21 protein-coding genes are annotated in these 23,396 nt (G+C 44.7%); 15 read left to right on the top strand and 6 right to left on the bottom strand.

The window, feature by feature from the left end:
- Window positions 1-252: 252 nt before the first annotated feature.
- Window positions 253-1,644: an asparagine--tRNA ligase gene (gene asnS, locus BUB77_RS11955; RefSeq protein WP_073276124.1), complete on the bottom strand. Its 1,392-nt coding sequence runs from the start codon at window positions 1,642-1,644 to the stop codon at window positions 253-255.
- A 497-nt stretch (window positions 1,645-2,141) separates the two neighbouring features.
- Here asnS and BUB77_RS11950 point away from each other — a divergent pair, with 497 nt between their 5' ends.
- The 4 genes from BUB77_RS11950 (at window position 2,142) to BUB77_RS11935 (ending at window position 6,932) form a co-directional block, all read left to right on the top strand.
- Complete coding sequence (locus tag BUB77_RS11950; protein ID WP_073276122.1) at window positions 2,142-2,396, top strand: (2Fe-2S) ferredoxin domain-containing protein; 255 nt, start codon at window positions 2,142-2,144, stop codon at window positions 2,394-2,396.
- Window positions 2,383-4,134: a [Fe-Fe] hydrogenase large subunit C-terminal domain-containing protein gene (locus tag BUB77_RS11945; protein WP_073276120.1), complete on the top strand. Its 1,752-nt coding sequence runs from the start codon at window positions 2,383-2,385 to the stop codon at window positions 4,132-4,134. Before BUB77_RS11950 ends, BUB77_RS11945 begins: the two co-directional genes overlap by 14 nt.
- 87 nt (window positions 4,135-4,221) lie before the next feature.
- The gene (locus BUB77_RS11940; protein ID WP_073276118.1) at window positions 4,222-5,394 is read left to right on the top strand and encodes a SpoIIE family protein phosphatase; all 1,173 of its coding nucleotides are present in this window, start codon (window positions 4,222-4,224) and stop codon (window positions 5,392-5,394) included.
- A gap of 80 nt (window positions 5,395-5,474) precedes the next feature.
- Window positions 5,475-6,932, top strand: coding sequence for a 4Fe-4S dicluster domain-containing protein (locus BUB77_RS11935; protein WP_073276116.1), 1,458 nt, complete (start codon window positions 5,475-5,477; stop codon window positions 6,930-6,932).
- Window position 6,933: 1 nt separating this feature from the next.
- Here BUB77_RS11935 and BUB77_RS11930 read toward each other — a convergent pair whose 3' ends face one another.
- The 5 genes from BUB77_RS11930 to BUB77_RS11910 all read right to left on the bottom strand — a co-directional run bounded on the left by BUB77_RS11930 (window position 6,934) and on the right by BUB77_RS11910 (window position 10,174).
- Entirely contained in the window at window positions 6,934-7,650 is a 717-nt protein-coding gene (locus BUB77_RS11930; protein WP_073276114.1) for a PHP domain-containing protein, read from the bottom strand.
- Window positions 7,643-7,978 (bottom strand): hypothetical protein, encoded by a 336-nt coding sequence (locus BUB77_RS11925; RefSeq protein ID WP_073276112.1) that lies wholly within the window; start codon window positions 7,976-7,978, stop codon window positions 7,643-7,645. The genes BUB77_RS11930 and BUB77_RS11925 overlap by 8 nt, the downstream gene beginning before the upstream one ends.
- Window positions 7,979-8,101: 123 nt before the next feature.
- Window positions 8,102-9,385 carry a [Fe-Fe] hydrogenase large subunit C-terminal domain-containing protein gene (locus tag BUB77_RS11920; protein WP_073276110.1) on the bottom strand — a complete coding sequence of 428 codons (1,284 nt, stop codon included), beginning with the start codon at window positions 9,383-9,385 and terminating at the stop codon, window positions 8,102-8,104.
- A gap of 16 nt (window positions 9,386-9,401) precedes the next feature.
- On the bottom strand, window positions 9,402-9,827 hold the full coding sequence (locus BUB77_RS11915; protein ID WP_073276108.1) for an ATP-binding protein: 426 nt from the start codon (window positions 9,825-9,827) through the stop codon (window positions 9,402-9,404).
- Window positions 9,824-10,174 carry a hypothetical protein gene (locus tag BUB77_RS11910; RefSeq protein WP_073276106.1) on the bottom strand — a complete coding sequence of 117 codons (351 nt, stop codon included), beginning with the start codon at window positions 10,172-10,174 and terminating at the stop codon, window positions 9,824-9,826. The genes BUB77_RS11915 and BUB77_RS11910 overlap by 4 nt, the downstream gene beginning before the upstream one ends.
- 325 nt (window positions 10,175-10,499) lie before the next feature.
- Between BUB77_RS11910 and BUB77_RS11905 the strand changes: the two genes are divergently transcribed.
- From BUB77_RS11905 to BUB77_RS11855, 11 genes are all read left to right on the top strand, one after another.
- Window positions 10,500-10,994: an NADH-quinone oxidoreductase subunit NuoE family protein gene (locus BUB77_RS11905; protein ID WP_073276105.1), complete on the top strand. Its 495-nt coding sequence runs from the start codon at window positions 10,500-10,502 to the stop codon at window positions 10,992-10,994.
- Between the two features lie 8 nt (window positions 10,995-11,002).
- Window positions 11,003-11,560: an ATP-binding protein gene (locus tag BUB77_RS11900; RefSeq protein ID WP_073276103.1), complete on the top strand. Its 558-nt coding sequence runs from the start codon at window positions 11,003-11,005 to the stop codon at window positions 11,558-11,560.
- Window positions 11,561-11,688: 128 nt separating this feature from the next.
- Window positions 11,689-12,063, top strand: coding sequence for a (2Fe-2S) ferredoxin domain-containing protein (locus BUB77_RS11895; protein ID WP_073276101.1), 375 nt, complete (start codon window positions 11,689-11,691; stop codon window positions 12,061-12,063).
- A gap of 3 nt (window positions 12,064-12,066) precedes the next feature.
- Window positions 12,067-13,854: an NADH-quinone oxidoreductase subunit NuoF gene (locus tag BUB77_RS11890; RefSeq protein ID WP_073276099.1), complete on the top strand. Its 1,788-nt coding sequence runs from the start codon at window positions 12,067-12,069 to the stop codon at window positions 13,852-13,854.
- Window positions 13,855-13,886: 32 nt separating this feature from the next.
- Entirely contained in the window at window positions 13,887-15,638 is a 1,752-nt protein-coding gene (locus tag BUB77_RS11885; RefSeq protein ID WP_073276097.1) for an NADH-dependent [FeFe] hydrogenase, group A6, read from the top strand.
- Window positions 15,639-15,930: 292 nt separating this feature from the next.
- The gene (locus tag BUB77_RS11880; protein WP_073276095.1) at window positions 15,931-17,148 is read left to right on the top strand and encodes a hypothetical protein; all 1,218 of its coding nucleotides are present in this window, start codon (window positions 15,931-15,933) and stop codon (window positions 17,146-17,148) included.
- A gap of 238 nt (window positions 17,149-17,386) precedes the next feature.
- Window positions 17,387-19,087, top strand: a complete 1,701-nt coding sequence (locus BUB77_RS11875; RefSeq protein WP_073276093.1) for a peptide ABC transporter substrate-binding protein — start codon at window positions 17,387-17,389, stop codon at window positions 19,085-19,087.
- 164 nt (window positions 19,088-19,251) lie between these two features.
- On the top strand, window positions 19,252-20,193 hold the full coding sequence (locus BUB77_RS11870) for an ABC transporter permease (protein WP_073276091.1): 942 nt from the start codon (window positions 19,252-19,254) through the stop codon (window positions 20,191-20,193).
- A complete protein-coding gene (gene opp3C / locus BUB77_RS11865; RefSeq protein ID WP_139241165.1) occupies window positions 20,186-21,247 on the top strand; it encodes an oligopeptide ABC transporter permease in 1,062 nt (353 codons plus the stop codon). Before BUB77_RS11870 ends, opp3C begins: the two co-directional genes overlap by 8 nt.
- A 100-nt stretch (window positions 21,248-21,347) precedes the next feature.
- A complete protein-coding gene (locus BUB77_RS11860) occupies window positions 21,348-22,424 on the top strand; it encodes an ABC transporter ATP-binding protein (protein WP_073276086.1) in 1,077 nt (358 codons plus the stop codon).
- A complete protein-coding gene (locus BUB77_RS11855; RefSeq protein WP_073276084.1) occupies window positions 22,425-23,348 on the top strand; it encodes an ABC transporter ATP-binding protein in 924 nt (307 codons plus the stop codon). It begins immediately after the preceding gene.
- The last annotated feature ends 48 nt before the right edge of the window (window positions 23,349-23,396 follow it).

Here is a 23,396-nt window from a genome sequence, read left to right as displayed (position 1 = left end):
GCAGGCTTGCGATACTGCGTATGAAAATTAATGCGGGGAAGGCATGGCTGTTAGTGAAAATATCCATTGAATTTTCACTTTTTAATTTCCCAATATTACATGCTTCCCTGTGAAATATAGGATAGCTAAAGCAAAAGCCGTGAAACAGAATACCACTTTCTGTTTCACGGCTTTTGTTCATTTATCTTCTTTCACAGGCCAATTCCGTTTTTACCCGGAATATTCTTTTATAATTTTTCTCTTTCCCATCTCTTACAGCTCGCAGTTATTTACCGTACGAGGGAAGGGTATTACATCTCTGATATTACCCATGCCGGTCAGATACATTACACAGCGCTCAAAGCCAAGTCCGAAGCCTGCATGCCTTGCTGATCCGTATTTTCTTAAATCCAGGTAGAAGTCATAGTCCTCTTTCTTAAGTCCGAGCTCATCCATTCTGGCAACCAGTCTGTCATAGTCGTCCTCTCTCTGGCTTCCTCCGATGATTTCACCGATACCCGGAACCAACAGGTCCATTGCGGCAACGGTCTTATTATCATCGTTCAGCTTCATATAAAAGGCTTTGATTTCCTTCGGATAATCCGTTACAAATACAGGCTTTTTAAAGATTTCCTCTGTCAGGTAGCGTTCGTGCTCCGTCTGAAGGTCGCAGCCCCAGCTTACCTTATATTCAAACTTGTCGTTATTCTTTTCCAGCAGCTCGATTGCTTCCGTATAGGTAACGTGTCCGAACTCGGAATTCATAACATGGGTTAATCTTTCCAGCAGTCCCTTATCTACAAATTCATTGAAGAATTTCATTTCTTCCGGTGCATTTTCCAGTACATAACGGATAACAAATTTAATCATGCCCTCTGCTAATGCCATGTCATCCTGTAAATCTGCAAAAGCAATCTCCGGCTCAATCATCCAGAACTCGGCAGCATGGCGGGTGGTGTTGGAGTTCTCCGCACGGAAGGTCGGTCCGAAGGTGTAGATATTTCGGAAGGCCATCGCGTAGGTCTCTCCGTTCAGCTGGCCGCTTACGGTAAGATTCGTAGCCTTGCCAAAGAAATCCTCTTTATAATCAATCCCGCCCTCCGGGGTAAGGGGAACCTTCTCTAAATCCAGTGTCGTGACCTGGAACATCTCCCCGGCACCTTCTGCATCACTTCCCGTAATTAAGGGTGTATGGACATAGACAAAATCCCTGTCCTGAAAATACTTGTGAATCGCATAGGCAATGAGAGAGCGTACTCTGAACACGGCCTGAAAAGTATTAGTTCTGGGTCTTAAATGAGAAATAGTACGAAGGTATTCCAGGCTGTGCCTTTTCTTTTGGAGAGGATATTCAGCTGATGAGGTTCCTTCTATTTCAATGGAGACTGCCTGAACTTCAAAGGGCTGCTTGGCATCCGGCGTTGCCACAAGTTCACCCTTTATAATCAGAGCAGAGCCAACATTCAGCTTTGATATATCCCCGAAGTTCTCCATTGTATCATGGTATACGACCTGCAGAGTTTCAAAGTAAGTTCCGTCATGAAGTACAATAAACCCAAAAGCTTTTGAATCCCTGATACTTCTGACCCAGCCGCCCACCGTGATTTCCTTTCCGATAAATTTCTCTTTTTCCCGGTACAGCTCCCGGATTGTTATTAATTCCATTTTACGGGCTCCTTTGTTCTATAGAATAATAGTTATTATACCACAATTCGGATGAATTACCAATGTAAAATCATTTCATACAACCGTGCAAAAACAATGACATACATTTGTATACACAGAAAATACAAAGTACGGATACTGTTGTTTTTCATTATTACAACGATAAAATTTACTTTTACAGATAAATTATGATAAAGACTCTCTCATACACTATTGATAAAATAGAGCAGCGTTAATTATGCTCTTATCATTATAAAGTTCGTATGCTGTAACTGAGCCATTATAAGTAAATCTTACAGATACTTTTCATTATCTATAAGCTTCCGATATACTCCCATGGTAATATAAATGCCGGAGATTATTTAATGTTTGGCAAGTACCCTTGAATTCCTCATTTATCCTTTGACAGTTCTCTTATAAAGTGCTAGAATTTCATATATATTGTTAAAATTCAGACAATCTTTTCTAATTGGGAAATTTACAAGGAGGATATCACTATGATCGTTACGATTTGTATAGGAAGTTCTTGCCACCTGAAAGGTTCAAGAGAAATTGTACATACATTGGAGTCTCTGATTAAGGAATATAAGGTAGAGGAGCAGGTACAGCTTACAGGTTCCTTTTGCATGGGAGAATGTGTAAAGGGCGTCTGTGTAAAGGTGGATGACAAATCCTATTCCCTGAACCCAAGTAACACAAAAGAATTTTTTATGCAGGAGGTTTTAGGGGGCCTAGAAGATGAATGTCATTAGTTTTAAGGAAGCCAAGTGCAGGAATTGCTATAAATGTGTAAGAACCTGTGAAGTAAAGGCAATCACCGTAAAACATGAACAGGCTCAGATTATGAACGACAAGTGTATCCTCTGCGGCCATTGCCTGGAGGCATGTCCTCAGAACGCCAAATATTTTGTCAGTGACCTTGACAAGGTGAAGGGCTATATAAGGGACGGCCATGAAGTAATCGTATCACTTGCGCCGGCCTACCTTGGTGTGTTAAAATATAAAACTCCCGGACAGGTAGTTACAGCCCTTTTAAAGCTTGGTTTTTCCTCCGTAAGGGAAACCGCAGAAGGTGCTGCCTTTGTCACGGCAGAATATAACAAGTTATTGGCGGAAGGCAGGATGGAGAATATCATTACTACCTGCTGTCCCAGCGTTAATGACTTAATAGAGATATATTACCCCTCTCTTACCAAATATATGGCACCCGTTGACTCTCCCATGATAGCACACGGCAAGCTGATCCGCCAGACCATAAATCCTGATGCCAAAATCGTCTTCCTGGGTCCTTGTATTGCCAAGAAAAGGGAGGCCGAAAGCGATGCCAGGACCAGCGGATTTATTGATGCTGTTATTAATTTTACCGAATTTGAAGAATGGCTTCTGGAAGAGAATATCCGGATAGATACTCTACCCGATTCTTCCTTTGAGAATCCCGACCCGAAGGTAAACCGCCTCTATCCTATCAGCAGCGGCGTGCTGTCTTCCGTAGTCGCCTCCCTGGAGGAACCCGGCCCCTACCGTAAATTCTATGTGCATGGCATTAAAAACTGCATTGATTTATTTGAAAGCATGGAACGAAATGAGGTAAGCGGCAGCTTTATTGAAGCGGACATCTGCAGCGGCGGCTGCATTAAGGGCTCTGCCCTCAACCGGGAATTTATCTCCCGTTTCAAGGTCAAGCTTGATATGGAGGAAGCAATTCCTAAGGTTGCGCAAAAGGATGAAAGCTTTTATGAACGTGCAAAGGATATATCCTTCCACAGAGTCTTTTTTGACCGTTCACCCAAGGACCCTATGCCTACGGATAAAGAAATAGCCGCCATTCTTCAAAAGATTGGAAAGGTTACCGTGGAGGATGAATTAAACTGCGGCGCCTGCGGCTACAGAAGCTGCCGTGAAAAAGCTATTGCTGTTTACCAGGGCAAGGCGGAACTTACCATGTGTATTCCCTATATGCATGAAAAAGCCCAGTCCATGGCTAATGTAGTCTTGGATACCACCCCCAATATTCTGATTATTGCAGATACGGATATGCGGATTGTGGAATTTAACACTGCCGCTGAAAAGTATTTTCATATAACACGTGCAAAGGCCCTTGACATGTATTTGTATGAATTACTGGATTCCACTGATTTTGAGGAAGTAGTAAGCACGAAGACCTCAGTCTTTGGCAAGAAGGTGGCCATTAAGGACCTTGGCAATACCGTTCTTCAGACTATCGTATATATCCCCAAGCTAAAGGGCGTTTTAGGCGTCCTCCAGGATATTACCATAGAAGAGGAAAAGAACCAGATGGCTTATAAGGTAAAAATGGATACCATCGAAATGGCCCAGAAGGTCATTGACAAGCAGATGATGGTCGCCCAGCAGATTGCCGGCCTTCTGGGAGAAACCACAGCGGAAACAAAGGTTACCCTGACAAAGCTTCGTGACACCATCCTTTATGATGGCATGGATGTTCCCGATAACAGCCGCCGTAATCCTTAGGCTGATGGTCTATCCCGGGAATTCTGGGCTGATAGAAAGTAATAGTACGTGCCGCAGACTTGTCTGCGGTATGCAACGGGGGCAAGTATGAATGTAAGTATTGATGCAGCATATAAAAGTTTAAATAAAATTAAGGAAGAGCTGTGCGGTGATAAGGTAGAGCTGCTGAAGACCAATGATTCCAATATCATGATACTGGCAGATGGCATGGGAAGCGGCGTAAAGGCCAATATCCTCGCTACCCTGACCTCTAAGATACTCGGAACCATGTTCTTAAACGGAGCCTCCATTGACGATTGTATCGAGACCATCGCAAAGACACTGCCTGTCTGTCAGGTAAGGCAGGTAGCCTATTCAACCTTTAGTATTCTCCAGGTATTCCAGAACGGACAGGTGTACCTGGCTGAATTTGATAATCCCGCCTGCATTATGATACGGCAGGGCAAAATCCTCTCCCTGCCCTTTACGGAACGGGTCCTGGAGAACAAGGTAATCAGAGAATGCAGATTCCAGGCGGAGTTAAACGACTGCTTCATTCTTTTGAGCGATGGGGTAATCCATGCCGGAGTCGGCAATCTGCTGAATTTCGGCTGGAACTGGCAGCATGTTGCCGAATATGCTCTATCTGCGGCCAGGGAAACCCTCTCTGCCTCAAGGCTTGCCAATATATTGGTCAAGGCCTGTGATGACCTGTATTTACAGCTTCCCGGAGATGATACTACCGTTGCCGTTCTTCGTGTCACCGCTGCCAGGAAAATCGACCTTTTTACAGGTCCCCCTTACAGCCCGGAGGATGACGGCAGGCTGATCAAGGAATTTATCGGCAGTCAGGGAAAGAAAATTATCTGCGGCGGCACCAGTGCAAACATAGCCTCCCGCATCCTGAAGCGCTGCCTGGTGACCTCCCTGAACTATACAGACCCCTCTCTTCCTCCCATTGCATCCATGGAAGGAATTGACCTTGTAACGGAGGGTGTCCTGACCCTGTCCAGAGCCTTGGACCTGATAAAGCAATACAAGGAAGGAACCGTTGATGAACATTTCTTTGAAGAGCTCGATAAAAACAACGGAGGCTCCATGGTTGCCAGATACATTATAGAGGATTGCTCCATCCTGAACCTCTTTGTGGGAAAGGCAATGAATGAAGCCCATCAGAATCCTTCCCTGCCATTTAACCTAAGCATACGTCTTCACCTGGTAGAGCAGCTGAAGGAAGCTGTTACTGCCATAGGAAAAGAAGTAAATATACATTATTATTAATAGCAATGCCTTCCACTTATGCCCCCTTCCCCAGGCGGCACCCCCAGTACCAGAAAACATAGTCTTAAAGGAGTAATAAAATGTTTGGAAACGATACCAATATTGACACCATAAAACAGGAAGTCCTATACAAGGTAGCAAAGCTGTCTTTTCAGGGCGAGCTGGACGAAAACAAAGAAGCTCTTCCCTATGAGCTGATTCCCGGCCCCCAGGCAAATTTCCGCTGCTGTATTTACAAAGAAAGAGAAATCATACGCCAAAGAATCCGTTTAGCAGAAGGAAAATCCCCCTCTGCCGGAAAAGATAATAAAAATATTGTGCAGGTCATCAATTCCGCCTGTGAGGGCTGTCCCATCACACGCTTTGTCGTAACGGACAATTGTCAGAAATGTGTGGGAAAACGCTGTCAGGCTGCCTGCAACTTCGACGCCATCACAATGCTGCGTGACAGAGCCTATATCGACCCTGCCAAGTGCAAGGAATGTACCAAATGTTCCCAGGCCTGCCCCTATAACGCCATTGCCGACCTGATGCGTCCCTGCAAAAAGAGCTGTCCGGTAGACGCTATTTCAATGGATGAGAATAATATTGTTGTCATTAACGAAGAACGCTGCATCGACTGCGGTTCCTGTATCAAGAACTGTCCCTTCGGAGCTATTTCGGACCGTTCCTTTATTACAGATGTAATTGACCTTTTACTTAATTCCCCCCGTCCTATCTATGCCATGCTGGCACCTGCCTGGGAAGGGCAGTTCGGCGCGAATATCACCTTCTCCTCCATGACAAACGCAATTAAGGAGTTAGGCTTTGCCGGCGTATACGAGGTCGCTTTAGGCGCGGATTTCGTAGCTGCCAGTGAAAGTGAGGAATGGGCGGAAAGCTATAAAGAAGGAAAGAAAATGACGACCTCCTGCTGCCCTGCCTTTGTAAAAATGATACGCAGGCATTTTCCCCAGCTGGTTGAGAATATGTCAACTACCATATCCCCTATGACTGCTACAGCAAGGCTGATAAAGGCTCTCTACCCGGAGGCTGTCTGTGTATTCATCGGACCCTGCATTGCAAAGAAGGGAGAAGTCCTGGATACCATCGCATTACAGGGCGCTGATTATGCTTTGACCCTGGATGAACTCTATGCCATGTTCCGGGCAAAGGATATTGAACTGACTGCCTCTGCGGAAGCTATCCAGCAGGGAAGCATCTATGGCAAGAAATTCTGTGTGTCCGGAGGTGTTACTGCTTCCGTACTCCAGTCCTTAAAGGAAAGGGAAGAAAATGCGGATATAACCGTAAAGCAATGCAACGGTGCATTAGAATGTAAGAAGGCCCTCACACTGTTAAAGGCCGGAAAGCTTCCGGAGGATTTCCTGGAAGGCATGGCCTGTGAAGGCGGCTGCCAGAACGGTCCGGGAAGTGTCCTGACCGGCAGGATGGCAAATGTTAACAGGGATAAGCTCTTTGGAAAAGCCGATGAACGCCAGATACATGAAAATATGGAGAATTATAAAGAGCTGGAATTTTCCATGCACCGGAAATAATTCAGGGGGTTATTAACGCCTTAAGAATCTCTTTTCTGTTCATTTCCTCTACCTGCAGGAAATGAACAGGCTCATTGATGTGCTCCAGATAATGGGCATCGGAATTATGGATGATTCTGCACCGGTCCAGATATGGGTGCTTTTCCTTTAATTCCCTTACTTTTCCTTCTTCTTTTATTTCCGCACAGGTAAAGGAAGAATCGGGAGGAATAAATCCCAGGTTGGACAGGAGGCTGGTAGAGCTCTTATCAATGTGTGCCGGTATCATGATTCCGCCATAGCTCCTAACCAGACCGTATACTTCATCAAAGCCGATATCTGCTGCATTGATCAGCAGATACTCTTCTTTTCCCCATACCTCATCTTCTTCATTTATCAAAAGCTGTTCACCGAAGATTTCCTCTTTATTTTTGATCTTAAAGAGGTGCCGGTAAACATAATCATCAAATTCCAGGGCACTTTCAAGCTCCTCAAAAAGGCACAGAACATGCACCTCTTCTCTGGTGCAAAGCTCCATACCGGGAATTGCAAGTATTCCGCAGCTTTCCGCCTGCTTTAAAAAGGGCGGACAATTCCTGCAGGTATTATGGTCCGTAAGTGCTGTCACATTAAGCTCCTTCACAGCTGCCATACCTGCAATATTGCCTGGGGTCATGTCTTTGTCTCCGCAAGGAGATAAGCAGGAATGAATGTGAAGGTCATAGGAAAGCTTAAGCATTTAATAACTGATAAATCTGCAGGGAGGTTTCAAATACCGGTTCACCGGCTGCCAATACGGTAATTCCCTGCTCCTTTGCCTTATTTACTGTCTGCTCATCCGGCAGTACCCCTTCTGCCAGAATAATACAGGCAACATCTGTTAACGCTGCAACTGCCAGCGTATTCATATTTGCCATGACCGTAACCCAGACAGCTCCCCTTGGAGCCTTTCCCATCGCAACACTTAATAAATCACAGCAGTAGGGGTCTGTAATTTCCTGATTCAGATTTTCTCCCTCATTCACCAGCTGGAATATATTTTTATCAATAAGCTCTTTTACTGTCATAACGCAATTCACTCCTTCTTCCTTTAAGAGTTATCTATCCCGCTAACAATTTCCCCGGACGCCTTGGCTTTTTGAATGCTGCGTCTGTAGGTTTGGACAAGTAATCGGTCCGGTAAATTTGTACTAATTGTCAAACTTACTGATCTCGCCTGATAATTTATGGATATACTGTCTCAGGATATGGATGCAGTCCTGTTCGCCTGCAACGCCTCTTACCACATCCTCTGCCAAAGCCTTGCAGGTTGGTGCTCCGCAGGAACCGCAGTCAAGGCCCGGAAATTTCCCGCATAGCTCCTCCACCTTTGCCAGCATTGCAATACTTTCCTTCATATCCAGACCCAGCTTGAATACCGGCTCGTAAGTGACCCCTTCCGTCCATTCCCAGTCCGTCACCTTCTCCTGAGCCAGGTGGTTGCAGGCTACCGGCATATATTTGCGGAGTCGTATCAGCTTCACCTTAGCCACAAAGGGATTTTCCACCGTAAGTACTCCTCCCACACAGCCTCCGTTGCAGGCATTTAATTCAATAAACTCCAGTGAGGAGAATTTCTGGTCCTCTAAATCCTCCAAGACCTTAATCACGTTCTCAATTCCATCGGCGGCAAGATAATTATCCGTTAAGAGTCCTCCCGCTTCTCCGCCGGTGCCTCCCCAGCTGATCCCGATTTTGCCGGATATGGCAAGATTTTCTATCTCCTTCTTCTCTTCCACTTCCTTCATAAGGCTTAAAAGCCTGGGATAGATGTCCTTAATAGCAAGAACCCCGTCCACATCACTCTTTTCATATCCAAGAGGATCCTTTACGGCGCTTACCTTTGCAGGGCAGGGTGAAATAAAGATTACTCCAATTTTATCCCCGGGAAGCCCCGTATCCTTCATGGCCTTTTCCCTTGCCATGGAGGCTGCCAGGTCAACGGGTGCTTTTATGGGAAGAAGATGCTCGATCAGATTCGGAAACCGCACCCGGATCAGCCGAACCACAGAGGGACAGGCTGTACTGATAAGCGGTAAATCCTCCTGATGCTCCTCTATGTACCTTCTGGAAATCTCCGAAACCAGCTCCGCTGCTCCGCTGACTTCATATACATCGTCAAAGCCGAATTTTTTTAACGCGGTTAATACGATATTGACATCCTCCAGATTGTTGAACTGCCCGTAAAGGGCAGGCGCCGGAAGGGCAACGGTATATTCATAGTTATCCAATATGCTGATGGGATCGTACACCGCCAGCTTTGCATGATGGGGACAGATGCGAATGCACTCCCCGCAGTCAATACAGAACTCTTTTGTAATGACAGCTTTTCCTTTCCGAACCCTGATAGCCTCCGTAGGGCACCGCTTAATACAGTTGATGCACCCCTTGCACAAGTCCTCCTGCAGGCGGACGGCAGTAAAAAACTTATCCATACCTACTCCTATCTGACTATTGCAGCCTTACCGACATGGTCACAGTAGTCCCAACCCCCAATTCCGTTTCAATATCCATTTCATCGGAATATTTTTTCATATTCGGAAGCCCCATACCGGCACCAAAGCCTAAGGACCTTACCTTATCCGGTGCCGTGGAATAACCGGCCTGCATGGCAAGCTCAATATCCGGAATTCCCGGTCCCTTATCCTTTAACACCATCAGGATTTCTTCCGGTGAAATCGTAACCTTTATATCCCCTCCGTGAGCGTGGATTACCATATTAATCTCACCTTCATACATGGAGATGGCAACCTTCCGGACGACCTCCGGGCTGACCCCCATCTGTTTCAGCTTGGACTTTACATCACTGGAGGCTTCTCCCGCCCTGGTAAAATCATCCGCTGAAATCTGATACCTTAATTCAATATGCTGACTCAATGGGAAGCACCTCCCCTTAACCCTTTTTCATAAAGCCTGCCGCAGGCAGAGAACATCTGGCGCTTCGTGCCGAGAAGTACAATATGGCTGTTTCCTGCCAGCTCAATCATAACCTCATCCGGTACCTTCCCCCTTACGAATACGATACAGATAATATCCATCATCTCCGCCGTCCGTATTACCTGGGGATTGCACATTCCTGTAAGAAGGACCGACTGGTCCTTTACAAAAGCAAGCACATCGCTCATCATATCCGAACCGCAGGCCGTATGCACTTCCCGGTCCAGATATTCTTCACCCCAAATAAGGCTGGCACCCAATATATCCATTACATCATGAATGGTCATACTACATCCTCCATGGCTAAAAGCCTTCTTTTTTGTGTGTCGGATCCGTAATTTCAGCTAACTGTAATTTAAGCAAAGTATACCATTGGATGGGATTTTTTTCAATGCTAATACTTGTGCAAATTGCCCGTCATTTTTACCATTTATTTAAAGCCTTGTGCAATTTATCCAAATACTTTTTCTAATCCGCCCGTACTTTGTTAAATTTTAGATAAATGTAGATTTTTTATCGGCACCATGTTATACTGATGTTGTTTGTCGAAAGAAGTTATTTATGAATTCGGCAGGTAGCGTATAAACAGCATAAAATCAAGGAGGTTAAAGAATGAGTTCCCAGAAGAAAACAGTTCCATTCAGCGGTTCCAAGGAGCAGGAAGCGGAACTTCTCAAAGTCATTAACAAGCATAAAGATGACAAAGGTGCCTTAATGCCTATACTGCAGGAAGCACAAGAAATTTATGGCTATCTACCTATAGAGGTTCAGACCATTATATCAAACGAGATGGATATTCCTCTTGAAAAAGTATATGGTGTGGCAACCTTTTACTCCCAATTTTCCTTAAATCCAAAGGGAAAATATAAAGTTTCCGTATGTCTAGGTACTGCCTGTTATGTAAAAGGCTCAGGTGATATTTTTAACAAGCTTTCCGAACTGCTTCATATCGAAGGCGGTGAATGTACTCCTGACGGTAAATTCTCCTTAGATGCCTGTCGCTGTATCGGTGCCTGCGGACTGGCCCCCGTACTCACAGTGAATGGTGATGTATACGGAAGACTTACTGTAGACGACGTAAAGGATATACTGGCTAAATACGAGTAATCCGCTTTATGATGACTGAAATTTCATTAAACATATTAGATATTGCACAGAATTCGGTAAGTGCCCATGCAAATCTCATTGAAATATCGGTAGAAATCAATCAGAAGATTGACCTCTTAACGATTAAAATAAATGACAACGGCTGCGGAATGACAGCAGAGCAGGCAAAAAATGCACAGGACCCCTTCTATACCACAAGGACTACCAGAAAGGTGGGACTTGGAATCCCTTTCTTTAAACAGGCAGCCTTAAGCTGCGGAGGCAGTTTTAATCTGGAATCTGCTCCCGGAAATGGAACAAGAATAGAGGCCGCTTTCCGCCTGACACACATTGACCGAATGCCTTTAGGTGATATCACAAGCACTATGTACAGTTTAGTAACCTTTCATCCGGATATTGATTTTCTCTATACCTACCGGGTAGACGATAAATCCTTTATATTGGATACAAAAGAATTACGCTGTATACTTCAGGATGTTCCCTTAAGTGACCCTCAGGTTGCTACCTTTATAAGGGATTATTTAAAAGAGAATCATGCTGAGGTAAATGGAAGCTTCTACTTTTAACGGTAGATTATACATCATTTGATAAAATTAAAACAATCAGATAGTTTTTCGCCAAACTTTGATAAGTTTTTAACAATATCATAACAACCGGAATTTTACGTTATATAAAAAAATAAGGAGGATATCTTATGAAAACTCTTGAAGAGTTAAAGGCCATCAGAGAAAAAATGCAAGGCCAGGTTGGTCTTCGCTCTGAATCTGCCAGTCAGACCAGAGTGGTTGTAGGTATGGCCACCTGTGGTATTGCAAGCGGTGCCAGACCTGTTCTTACTGCCCTTTCCGACGCAGTTCAGGAAAAAAGCCTTACAAATATTGCTGTCGTACAGACCGGATGTATCGGGCTGTGCCAGTATGAGCCTATTGTTGAAGTATTTGAACCTGGTAAGGATAAAGTAACCTATATAAAAATGACACCGGAGAAAGCTCTGGAAGTTTTAGAAAAACACCTTATCGGCGGTAAGGTAGTTGAAAAATACATTATCAGTTCTGAAGGGAGGATATAAAGCATGTTTCGTTCACATGTATTAGTCTGCGGCGGCACAGGATGTACTTCTTCCGGAAGTGTTAAGATAATTGAATCTCTGCAGGAAGAAATCAAGAAAAACGGCCTGGAAAAGGAAGTATCCGTTGTTCAGACCGGCTGTCATGGTCTTTGTGCCTTAGGCCCCATTATGATCGTTTATCCCGATGCCTGCTTCTATTCCATGGTAAAGGAAGAAGACATTCCTGAAATCGTATCCGAACACCTGTTAAAGGGAAGACCTGTTACCCGTCTTTTATATACGGAAACCGTTACCGATGACGGAATCAAGTCTTTGAATGAAACTGACTTCTATAAGAAGCAGCACAGAATCGCTCTTCGTAACTGCGGTGTCATTAATCCCGAAAACATTGAAGAATACATCGGAACCGGCGGATATTCCGCTCTTGGTAAGGTACTTACCGAATACACTCCCGATGATGTAATACAAACCCTCTTAGACAGCGGCCTTCGCGGAAGAGGCGGCGGCGGATTCCCTACGGGCTTAAAGTGGAAGCTTGCCAAGGGAAATGATGCCGACCAGAAATATGTATGCTGTAATGCCGACGAAGGTGACCCGGGTGCCTTCATGGACCGTTCCGTTCTGGAAGGTGACCCTCATGTTGTGTTTGAAGCTATGGCTATTGCAGGCTATGCCATCGGCGCATCCCAGGGTTATATCTATGTACGTGCTGAGTACCCTATCGCAGTTGAACGTCTCCAGATTGCTCTTGTTCAGGCAAGAGAATACGGAATGCTTGGAAACGATATCTTTGGAACAGGCTTTAACTTTGATATCGGCTTAAGACTTGGTGCCGGTGCTTTCGTATGCGGTGAGGAAACAGCTCTTATGACCTCTATCGAAGGCAACAGAGGCGAGCCCCGTCCCAGACCTCCTTTCCCTGCACAGAAAGGTTTATTCGGAAAGCCTACTATATTAAATAACGTTGAAACCTATGCCAACATCCCTCAGATTATCTTAAACGGAGCCGAATGGTTTGCTTCCATGGGTACCGAAAAATCAAAGGGAACCAAAGTATTTGCCCTCGGCGGCAAGATTAAGAATACCGGCCTTGTAGAAATCCCCATGGGTACCTCGTTAAGAGAAGTCGTGGAAGGAATCGGCGGCGGCATTCCTAACGGAAAGAAATTTAAAGCTGCTCAGACCGGCGGACCTTCCGGCGGTTGTATTCCGGAACAGCATTATGATATTCCCATAGATTATGACAATCTCATCAGCATTGGCTCCATGATGGGCTCCGGCGGTCTTATTGTTATGGATGAGGACAACTGTATGGTGGATATTGCCAAATTCTTCTTAGAGTTCACCGTAGAAGAATCCTGCGGCAAATGTACCCCCTGCCGTGTGGGAACAAAGAGACTCTATGAGATACTGGAAAAGATCACAAAGGGTCAGGGAACCCTTGAAGACCTGGATAAATTAGAGGAGCTTTGCTATTACATCAAAGACAACTCCCTCTGCGGTTTAGGCCAGACAGCACCCAACCCCGTACTTTCCACTCTGAAATACTTCAGAGAAGAGTATGTTGCCCATGTAGTTGACAAGAAATGTCCTTCCGGTGTCTGTAAGGCACTTCTCTCCTATGTCATTGATGCAGACAAATGTAAGGGCTGTACTCTTTGTGCAAGAGTATGTCCAAACGGTGCTATTGAAGGCAAGGTTAAGGAAGCTCATGTGATTCACCAGAATAAGTGTATCAAGTGCGGTGCATGTATGGAAAAATGCCGTTTTGCTGCTATATCAAAACAGTAAGACCCGTTTATACTAATTATAGGAGGTTAAAGATGGAAACCGTTAATATAAAAATAAACGGTACAGATATCGCTGTACCCAAGGGCTCCACTATTCTAGAAGCTGCAAAGTTAGCACACATTGAGATTCCCACCCTTTGCTATCTGAAGGAAATCAATGAAATCGGAGCCTGCCGTATCTGCGTAGTAGAAGTAAAAGGCGCCAGAAGCCTTGTTGCTTCCTGTGTATATCCCGTAAATGAGGGTATGGAAGTATGGACCAATACTCCCAAGGTATTGGATTCCAGAAAAAAAACACTGGAATTGATTCTTTCCACTCATGACAGAAAATGTTTATACTGTATCAGAAGCGGCGACTGCGAGCTTCAGAAATTATGCAAGGACTTAAAAGTAGAGGATGAGGGCCGTTATGACGGAGAAAATCCTCATTATGAAATCGATTATTCCGCAGCTCATATGTACCGTGATAACAATAAATGTATTCTTTGCAGACGCTGCTCCGCTGTCTGTGACAAGGTACAGAGCATCGGCGTTATAGGACCCAATGCCCGTGGTTTCCAGACGAATATTGCATCACCCTTTGACATGGGCCTTGGCGAAACAAGCTGCGTATCCTGCGGCCAGTGTATCGCTGTATGTCCTACCGGCGCTTTATCCGAAAAGGATTATACCTCCGAGGTATTTGAAGCAATTGCAGATTCCACCAAGCATGTTATCGTTCAGACAGCTCCTTCCGTTCGTGCAGGACTTGGCGAAGAATTCGGCCTTCCCATCGGTACCAATGTAGAGGGCAAGATGGTATCAGCCCTTAGAAGACTTGGTTTTGATAAGGTATTTGATACGGATTTTGCTGCCGACCTGACAATCATGGAAGAAGCTCATGAGTTCCTTGACCGTGTACAGAACGGCGGTGTTCTGCCTTTAATCACCTCCTGTTCTCCCGGCTGGGTTAAGTACTGCGAGCACTATTTCCCTGATATGACAGAGAACTTATCAAGCTGTAAGTCTCCCCAGCAGATGTTTGGTGCCACTGCAAAGACCTATTATGCTGAGAAGATGGGCATTGACCCGAAGGATATCGTAATGGTAAGTATCATGCCCTGTACTGCCAAGAAATTTGAGGTCGGCAGAGAGGACCAGGATGCGGCAGGCGTAGCAGATGTTGATATTGCACTGACCGTAAGAGAGCTTGGAAGAATGATTAACCGTGCAGGTATTAATTTCCACTCCCTTCCCGATGAAGAATTCGATTCCCCTCTTGGTATGTCTACCGGTGCCGGCGTAATCTTCGGTGCTACCGGCGGTGTTATGGAAGCTGCTCTTCGTACCGCAGTGGAGGAATTAACCGGTGAAGAATTAAAGAATCTTGACTTCAAGGAAGTAAGAGGTATCAATGGTATCAAGGAAGCTACTTATAATGTAGCCGGAATGGACGTTAAGGTAGCTGTAGCTTCCGGCCTGTCCAATGCCAAAGAACTGCTTACAAAGGTTAAGAACGGTGAGGCAGAATATCACTTTATCGAAATCATGGGCTGTCCCGGCGGCTGTGTAAACGGCGGCGGTATGCCTCAGGTACCTGCAAGTATCCGTAACTTTAACGATATCAGAGCAATGCGTGCCAAGGTATTATATGATCTTGACAGCTCCATGCCTTATAGAAAATCCCATGAGAATCCTGCCATCAAGCAGCTTTATGCCGAGTATTTCGGTAAGCCCGGCAGCCATAAGGCTCATGAGGTTCTTCATACAAGCTATGTTAAGAGAACCGTTAACGGCATAAAATAATATAATTTATAAAGGCGGCCGCCTGCAGCAGTATTACAGGCGGCCGCCTGTTTCCTTATGTTTGGAAAGGCAGTACATATAAGACATTTCACACTGATTTATGACACATCTGCATGCAGTATGAAAATAAAAAACAATTTTCACACACATGTTTGTGCCTACAAAATCCTCAGTCAATCTTATGGCGTGCTGGGAAAGCATTGCTTTTAGTGTGTCACTGCTGGCCTTCATTACACATTAGATTAATGAAGGGTCAAAATTTAAAATTTTAATAAATAAAAAGGAGGTTAAAATGAAATCAAAACCCTTAAAAAAGATAACCTGTATTATTCTTACCATCCTGCTTACAGTCGTAATGCTGAACACCGGCACCGCCCAGGCAGCAGGAATTGTATATGAATACTCCAAAATGATCGAGAGCGATGGTAATATTTATTATATCCCTACTGTGGAAGGAAGTTCTTATAATATTTACCGTTTAAATCCTAAAACCGGTACAAAAACCAAAATAGCCTCCTCTGATACCTATATTACAGCTCTGGTAACCTATAACAACACCCTGTATTATACAAGTGATAATGCCAAAGGCACAGGCTCGACCACCTATTCCGTTTCCCTTGATGGTGGTACCCCTCAAACCCTTAGCAAGGGCGTAGTATGCTATGCTGATAAAAGCGGTATCTATTATACAATAGAAAACGAAAAAAATTGTCTTCTTTACAGGAAATCTTATACAGGCGGTAAGGATGTACTTATATATAAAGGCAACAGCAGCTTTAAATATATAAAAAACATAGGCAGCACCCTTTACTTTGGACAGTATAAAGGCTCTCCCTTCCGGATTGAGCTATTGTCATTAAAAAGCGGCAAGGCAAAGCCCGCACTATTGTCATCCCTCAAGCTTAAAGCTGAGCCGGATACCGACAATCCGCCGGCAATTTCGGATGTGGTGTCCATAAAGGGTAATCTTTATTATCAATACGGAACCTATCAGGGAAGCGGAAGCTTCTGGTATGGAACCTTGGTAAAGTTCGATACCGCAGCTAAGAAAAGTACTGTCATCACGGATCAGATGATTGTACCTTCGATCAGCTACAGTGGCAGCAGCATTTATTTTGATGAAATGCAAAGTACCTATAAGCATCATTCCTATAATGTGACCTCCGGTAAGCTGACCACCTTCACCTGTCCGGTATCCGACACAGAATACTATAATGTCATAGGCAGCTACGCCTATAAAGCCTCTGTTAATAAGAAATCTATCAGCGTATCCCGTTTTACTGCGGGAACCAAAAATAAGAACCTGAAGAAGGATTTTATTAAAATACCCTATACTCAAAACAGCAAGCTGTCCTATACTGCAAGTATAACCTCCCTGGGACAGTATTTCCTCGTACCGGTCGAATGTGTGGACTATAATGACAGCACCTACGGATGGAGAGGAAAAATCATCAGTATCAAATGGTATGTAACTGACCATAACGGAAAAATACTTACGCATTTTGAATAAATCATAATAAAATAATGGTTGTAAAAATAAAGGCGTTATTACAAGCAAAATGTAAGACGCTTTTATTTTTTAACAAATATTATACAACAACTAAACAATGTTATCTAAAATTACAATTTATAGTTGACAAATACAATAATTATAATATAATATACCCATAATATTTACGAGACAGAGCAGTCGCGAAAGGTTTCCTTTTTGCGGCTGTTTTTTCGTATTATAAAAAGGAGGAACATTTGTGGGAAAAGTAAAAAAACGAATGGCGATATTCTTTTCTCTTGTTATGGTATTTTCCTTAACCGCCTGCGGCGGCAAAAATACCCCAACAGAGGCGAATACCGCCGCAACTGATTCACCGGCCGCTACAGAGGGTACAGGTGAAAATACCGGAGCCGACAGCGCTGCGGGAGGCAATGCATTAAATGTTCAATTTGACGTGGAAGTTGCTTCCCTGGACCCCCAGATAGCAACGGACGGTACTTCCTTTGAAGTATTATCCGATATTACGGAAGGTCTTTACACCATTGATGCTTCCGGTCTTCCGGCTCTTGCTATGGCAGATGGTGTACAAAAGAGTGACGACGGACTTACATATACCTTTACCTTAAAGGATGCAAAATGGTCCAACGGAACCCCCGTTACTGCAGCTGACTTTGTATTTGCCTGGAGGAGACTGGTAGACCCCAAGGTTGCCAGTGAATATTCTTTTATTGCTGAAATTGCAAATATCAAAAATGCCACTGACATCATAGCCGGTAAGAAGGGTATTGAAGAATTAGGCGTAACAGCAAAGGATGAGAAAACCCTGGTAGTGCAGCTTGACGTTCCGGTTCCTTTCTTTGAATCCCTGATGGCATTCCCTTCCTTTATGCCGGTAAATGAAGCTTTCTTTACCCAGGCAGGTGACAGCTACGGTACTTCACCGGATACCATCTTAAGCAACGGTGCCTTTAAGCTTACTTCTTATGAGCCTGCAGCTACCACAATTACCTTAGAAAAAAATCCTGACTACTGGGATACCGGCAAGGTAAGCCTGAGCGGTATCAACTATCAGGTAATCAAGGATTCCCAGACTGCTATGCTCTCATACCAGAACGGTGACCTGGATGTGGTTACTCTTTCCGGTGAACAGGTAGAGCAATTCCAGTCCGACCCGGAATTCCACAATATTATGGCAGGCTATTTGTGGTATATCTCACCAAACCAGAAAGTAAAAGGCCTTGAGAATTTAAATCTCCGTATGGCTCTTGCCCTTTCCTATGACAAATCTGCTATTGTAAGCAGCATATTAAAGGATGGTTCCATTGTAGCCGACTTCGCAGTTCCTACCCTTCTTGCTACCGGTCCTGACGGAAAGGATTTCCGTGAAACAACCGGTACCTACCTTTCCACCGATAAGGAAAAGGCTAAGGACTACTGGAAAAAGGCACAGTCCGAGCTTGGTGTAAGCAAATTAAAATACACTATGATTGTAGAGGATACCGAATCCGCTCAGAACGTGGCACAGTTTATCCAGGCTGAAATTCAGGCCAACCTTCCCGGTATCACAATTGAGCTTGAAACAATGCCAAAGAAGAACCGTGTGGAAAGAATGCAGTCCGGGGACTTTGAACTTGGACTTACCCGTTGGGGCCCTGATTACGCAGACCCTATGACCTATCTGGATATGTGGGTAACGGGCAATTCCAACAACTATGGCTTCTGGTCCAATTCCGAGTATGATAAGATTATCGAATCTGCTAAGAAGGGTGACCTTGCCCTGGATCCTGCTGCAAGATGGGATGCTTTAAAGAAAGCAGAAAAGATTGCAATGGATGATGCCGTAATCTTCCCCGTATACCAGAAGGGCGATGCCGTTATGATTAAATCCGGTGTTGAAGGCATTGAATTCCATTCCGTAGGAATCAACCGTATCTACAAGGATGCCACAAAGAAATAAACCGGGATACTAATTTCAGTTCCGGATATTAAGGTTAATTCTATAAAATCATGAAAGTAATATATTAAACAGATATCCATATATATGCATGACGCTGTCTGGCGTGTTACCGCACCTGTGACAGCGTCATTTATGCATTGTATATGGTAAGGAGAGTGGGTTACGTGAAAAAATATATTTTAAAAAGGGTAGCAATTTCTTTCGTAACATTGCTGGTTATCTTACTGGTATTGTTCCTAATGCTGGAGTTTATGCCCGGTTCGCCCTTTAATGATGAGAAACTGACTGCCGCGCAAAAGGCAATCTTAAACCAAAAATACGGCTTGGATAAGCCCATAATGATTCGGTTCTTAAATTATATTAAGGCAATGCTCTCCGGTGACTTCGGAGTCTCTTATACGATATCCAAAAATACACCCATTACTTCCCTGCTTGAGACAAGGCTTCCCATATCCTTACGGCTGGGCGGCCAGGCAATCCTTATCGGAACAGCTGTAGGCCTTATTCTTGGTTTAATTGCCGCCATTAAGCATAATACCATATTTGATACTATTACAACGGTAATTTCCGTACTGGGTGTGAGCCTTCCTTCCTATGTATTTGCCATGGCTTTAATCTACAGCCTGGGCTTCCGCTTAAAATGGTTTCCTATCCTGTATGAGGCAAAGGAACCCTTCCAATCCTCTGTTCTGCCTACGGTTTCTCTCTGTATGTTTACCATTGCAACCGTTGCCAGGTTTACAAGAACGGAAATGCTTGAGGTCCTCGGCTCTGACTATATGCTTCTTGCAGAAAGCAAAGGCATCAACAGTTTTCGGCTTATCTTCCGCCATGCCTTAAGAAATGCCCTGATTCCTATCATAACCGTACTGGCTCCCCTGGTAGTCGGCCTGATGACAGGAAGCCTCGTTATTGAAAAGCTCTTTTCCATACCGGGCATCGGAAGCCTTTTGGTATCCGCCATACAATCCAATGACTATAATGTCGTTGTGGCGCTGACCTTTATCTACAGCTTAATGTATATCGGTATAATGCTTATCGTCGATATCCTGTACGGCGTTATCGATCCCAGAATCAGACTTGTAAAGGGGGATGGCAATGATTAATTGTAATTCAGAAATAGAATTTCTGCCAGACGATTTTGACCTGGTAGGCAGTGATAAGGTATCCCAGGTGGATGAAACCTATGCCAGCCAGTCCTACTGGCATGATATTATCAATCGCTTTACAAAGAATAAGGGGGCTGTTACCGGGCTTATCTTCATCCTTCTTATTATCCTTATGGCTATTATCGGTCCGAACCTCAGTGGCCGCACTTACTATGACCAAAACATAACTCACCAGAATCTTGCCCCGAGGGTGCAGGGCCTTGAAAAAACCGGCTTTATGGATGGCTCGGAAAAGATGCATACCTCCAAGGGAACGGTAGAGCAAAATAAATATATCTCAAAGGATTCAACCAAAACCACAGGCCTTGAGAATGTTTATTACTGGTTCGGCACCGATGTTCTTGGACGTGATATTTTCACCAGAACCTGGATTGGAACCCGTATCTCCCTCTATATTGCCCTGATAGCCGTTCTTGTGGACATGTGCTTTGGCATGGTATACGGACTTATCTCCGGTTACTTTGGCGGCCGGGTGGATATGGTTCTCCAAAGATTTTCAGAAATCTTAAATGGTATTCCTACTCTTGTTATTGTAACCCTGCTAATCCTGGTATTCCGGCCCGGACTTCTGACTATTACCCTGGCCCTGGCCATAACGGGCTGGATTGGCATGAGCAAGATTGCAAGGGCCCAGGTATTAAAGCTGAAGGAGCAGGAATTTATACTGGCCTCAAAGACCTTGGGCGCCAGAGATTTCTTTATTATATTCCGTGAAATCCTTCCGAATATATTCGGGCAGCTAATCGTTATGTCCATGTTTTCCATACCCAATGCCATCTTTACCGAGGCTTTCCTGGCCTTTATCGGCCTTGGGGTACCCCAGCCATTAGCCTCTCTTGGTACATTAATCAGTGATGCCTTTAAATCCTTTACCACCCATCCTTACATGATTATATTTCCCGTAATCGTGCTGGCAATTATCATGCTGAGCTTTAACCTGATGGCAGACGGTCTGAGGGATGCCTTTGACCCGAAAATGAAGGAGGTATAAGGGATGAAGATTGATACCATTTTTCATTTATTGGCAGAAGAAAGAGCAAAGCCCGCCGGAATACTTTGTGCCGCAGCAGGCGGCGGAATGGGAGGAAGCCATGGAAAATAATAAGAAGGAGAAAGTCCTTTCCATTAAGGACCTCTCCATCACCTTTAAGACCTCTGCCGGTGAGGTAAATGTTATAAGAGGTATGAACCTCTCTCTTTATAAGGGAGAGACACTGGCTATTGTAGGGGAAAGCGGCAGCGGCAAATCCGTAACCGTAAAAGCCATCATGGGCATTTTAAGCAACAATGGCAGAATAGACAGCGGAAGCATTGAATTCACCTATCACAGGGGAAAAGACGAGATAAAGGAGGATCTTTTAAAATTTTCCAAAAAAGAGATGCGAAAGCGCATTAATGGAAAGCGTATCTCAATGGTATTTCAGGACCCTATGACCTCCTTAAATCCCACCATGACCATTGGGGCTCAGATTATGGAGGGTATGATCTACCACTATAATACTTCGAAAAAGGAAGCCTACCAAAAGGCAGTGTCCCTCCTGGAGCTGGTTGGTATCACTAATCCGGAAAAGCGGATGAAGAATTATCCCCATCAGCTCTCCGGCGGTATGCGCCAAAGAGTCGTAATTGCCATTGCTCTGGCCTGTGACCCGGAACTTCTGATCTGCGACGAGCCCACTACTGCCCTGGATGTTACCATACAGTCCAAGATACTGGAATTGATTAAGGACGTTCAGGAAAAGACCGGCATATCGGTTATTTATATCACCCATGATTTGGGCGTGGTGGCAAAGGTGGCTGACTATGTGGCAGTCATGTATGCAGGAAAAATCATAGAGAAGGGTACGGTGGACGAAATCTTTTATGAGCCAAAGCATCCTTATACCTGGGGCCTTCTCTCCGCCATGCCGGACCTTAACTGCAATGACGATAAGCTCTATACCATACCGGGAAGCCCCCCGAACCTTTTGCACCGGATTGAAGGAGATTCCTTTGCCCCCAGAAATATCTATGCCCTTAATATTGATTTTCGCAAGGAGCCCCCGATGTTCCGAATTACCGATACCCATTATGCCTCCACCTGGCTTCTTCATGAAAATGCCCCTAAGGTGGAAATGCCCGCAGAACTGCGCCAAAGAATTGATTACATGCTGAAGGAGGCGAGATAAATGCCAGAACCTTTATTAGAAGTAAAAGACTTAAAGCAATACTTTCGAATAAACCGACGGTTTACCGTAAGGGCTGTAGACGGTGTCTCCTTTGTACTCTATCCCGGTGAAACCTATGGACTGGTAGGGGAATCCGGAAGCGGAAAATCCACCATCGGCCGTTCCATTATCCGGCTTTATGAGCCCACAGCCGGGGATGTCCTCTTTCAGGGCGTAAATATATCCGGAAGGCTTTCCTCTAAGGAAACCGCTCATCTCAGGACAAAGATGCAGATGATATTCCAGGACCCCATGGCCTGTCTGAATCCCCGTAAAAAGGTAATTGATATCATTGCCCAGGGGCTTGATATACACCGCATGTATACCTCCCTGGAGGACAGAAAGGAAAAGGTCTACCAAATACTTGACATGGTCGGCCTTTCAAGGGAGCATGCCAACCGGTACCCCCACCAGTTCTCCGGCGGCCAAAGACAGCGAATCGGCATTGCCAGGGCTCTGATTATGAATCCTGACCTGATTATAGCAGATGAAGCCATCAGTGCCCTTGATGTTTCCATCCAGGCACAGGTCATCAATCTGATGAAAGCGATTCAGCAGAAAACCGGCACTGCTTATCTTTTCATTGCCCACGATTTATCCATGGTAAAATATATTTCAGACAGGATAGGCGTTTTGCATCTGGGACATATGGTAGAAACCGGGACCAAGGATGAGATTTTCTCTAATCCCATTCATCCCTATACCAAATCCCTGCTCTCCGCCATTCCTCAGGCCAATCCCAAGGTAGAAAAGACACGTGTCACCATGTCCTACGATTACGGCACCAGCGGAATCGATTATACCAAAGGAGTGCAGCAGCATATCGGTGGACAGCATTATGTACTGGCTGCCGAAGCAGAGCTGAAAGCCTGGACTCAGACTTAAAGTTTGAAGCTGAGGTTAGACTTAGGATTAATTTGAACCTAAATTTTT

This window comes from Anaerocolumna jejuensis DSM 15929 (assembly GCF_900142215.1).
GTDB lineage: Bacteria > Bacillota > Clostridia > Lachnospirales > Lachnospiraceae > Anaerocolumna > Anaerocolumna jejuensis.
This window is presented reverse-complemented; position numbering and strand designations above follow the sequence as displayed.

Excerpts from the sequence above, each read along its gene's own strand:
- opp3C (WP_139241165.1), top strand. The coding sequence starts at position 20,186 with ATGATTAATTGTAATTCAGAAATAGAATTTCTGCCAGACGATTTTGAC.
- BUB77_RS11920 (WP_073276110.1), bottom strand. The coding sequence starts at position 9,385 with ATGGATAAGTTTTTTACTGCCGTCCGCCTGCAGGAGGACTTGTGCAAG.
- BUB77_RS11935 (WP_073276116.1), top strand. The coding sequence starts at position 5,475 with ATGTTTGGAAACGATACCAATATTGACACCATAAAACAGGAAGTCCTA.
- BUB77_RS11910 (WP_073276106.1), bottom strand. The coding sequence starts at position 10,174 with ATGACCATTCATGATGTAATGGATATATTGGGTGCCAGCCTTATTTGG.
- BUB77_RS11925 (WP_073276112.1), bottom strand. The coding sequence starts at position 7,978 with ATGACAGTAAAAGAGCTTATTGATAAAAATATATTCCAGCTGGTGAAT.
- BUB77_RS11860 (WP_073276086.1), top strand. The coding sequence starts at position 21,348 with ATGGAAAATAATAAGAAGGAGAAAGTCCTTTCCATTAAGGACCTCTCC.
- BUB77_RS11945 (WP_073276120.1), top strand. The coding sequence starts at position 2,383 with ATGAATGTCATTAGTTTTAAGGAAGCCAAGTGCAGGAATTGCTATAAA.
- BUB77_RS11880 (WP_073276095.1), top strand. The coding sequence starts at position 15,931 with ATGAAATCAAAACCCTTAAAAAAGATAACCTGTATTATTCTTACCATC.
- BUB77_RS11930 (WP_073276114.1), bottom strand. The coding sequence starts at position 7,650 with ATGCTTAAGCTTTCCTATGACCTTCACATTCATTCCTGCTTATCTCCT.
- BUB77_RS11895 (WP_073276101.1), top strand. The coding sequence starts at position 11,689 with ATGAAAACTCTTGAAGAGTTAAAGGCCATCAGAGAAAAAATGCAAGGC.
- BUB77_RS11950 (WP_073276122.1), top strand. The coding sequence starts at position 2,142 with ATGATCGTTACGATTTGTATAGGAAGTTCTTGCCACCTGAAAGGTTCA.
- BUB77_RS11940 (WP_073276118.1), top strand. The coding sequence starts at position 4,222 with ATGAATGTAAGTATTGATGCAGCATATAAAAGTTTAAATAAAATTAAG.
- BUB77_RS11900 (WP_073276103.1), top strand. The coding sequence starts at position 11,003 with ATGATGACTGAAATTTCATTAAACATATTAGATATTGCACAGAATTCG.
- BUB77_RS11890 (WP_073276099.1), top strand. The coding sequence starts at position 12,067 with ATGTTTCGTTCACATGTATTAGTCTGCGGCGGCACAGGATGTACTTCT.
- BUB77_RS11905 (WP_073276105.1), top strand. The coding sequence starts at position 10,500 with ATGAGTTCCCAGAAGAAAACAGTTCCATTCAGCGGTTCCAAGGAGCAG.
- BUB77_RS11855 (WP_073276084.1), top strand. The coding sequence starts at position 22,425 with ATGCCAGAACCTTTATTAGAAGTAAAAGACTTAAAGCAATACTTTCGA.
- asnS (WP_073276124.1), bottom strand. The coding sequence starts at position 1,644 with ATGGAATTAATAACAATCCGGGAGCTGTACCGGGAAAAAGAGAAATTT.
- BUB77_RS11885 (WP_073276097.1), top strand. The coding sequence starts at position 13,887 with ATGGAAACCGTTAATATAAAAATAAACGGTACAGATATCGCTGTACCC.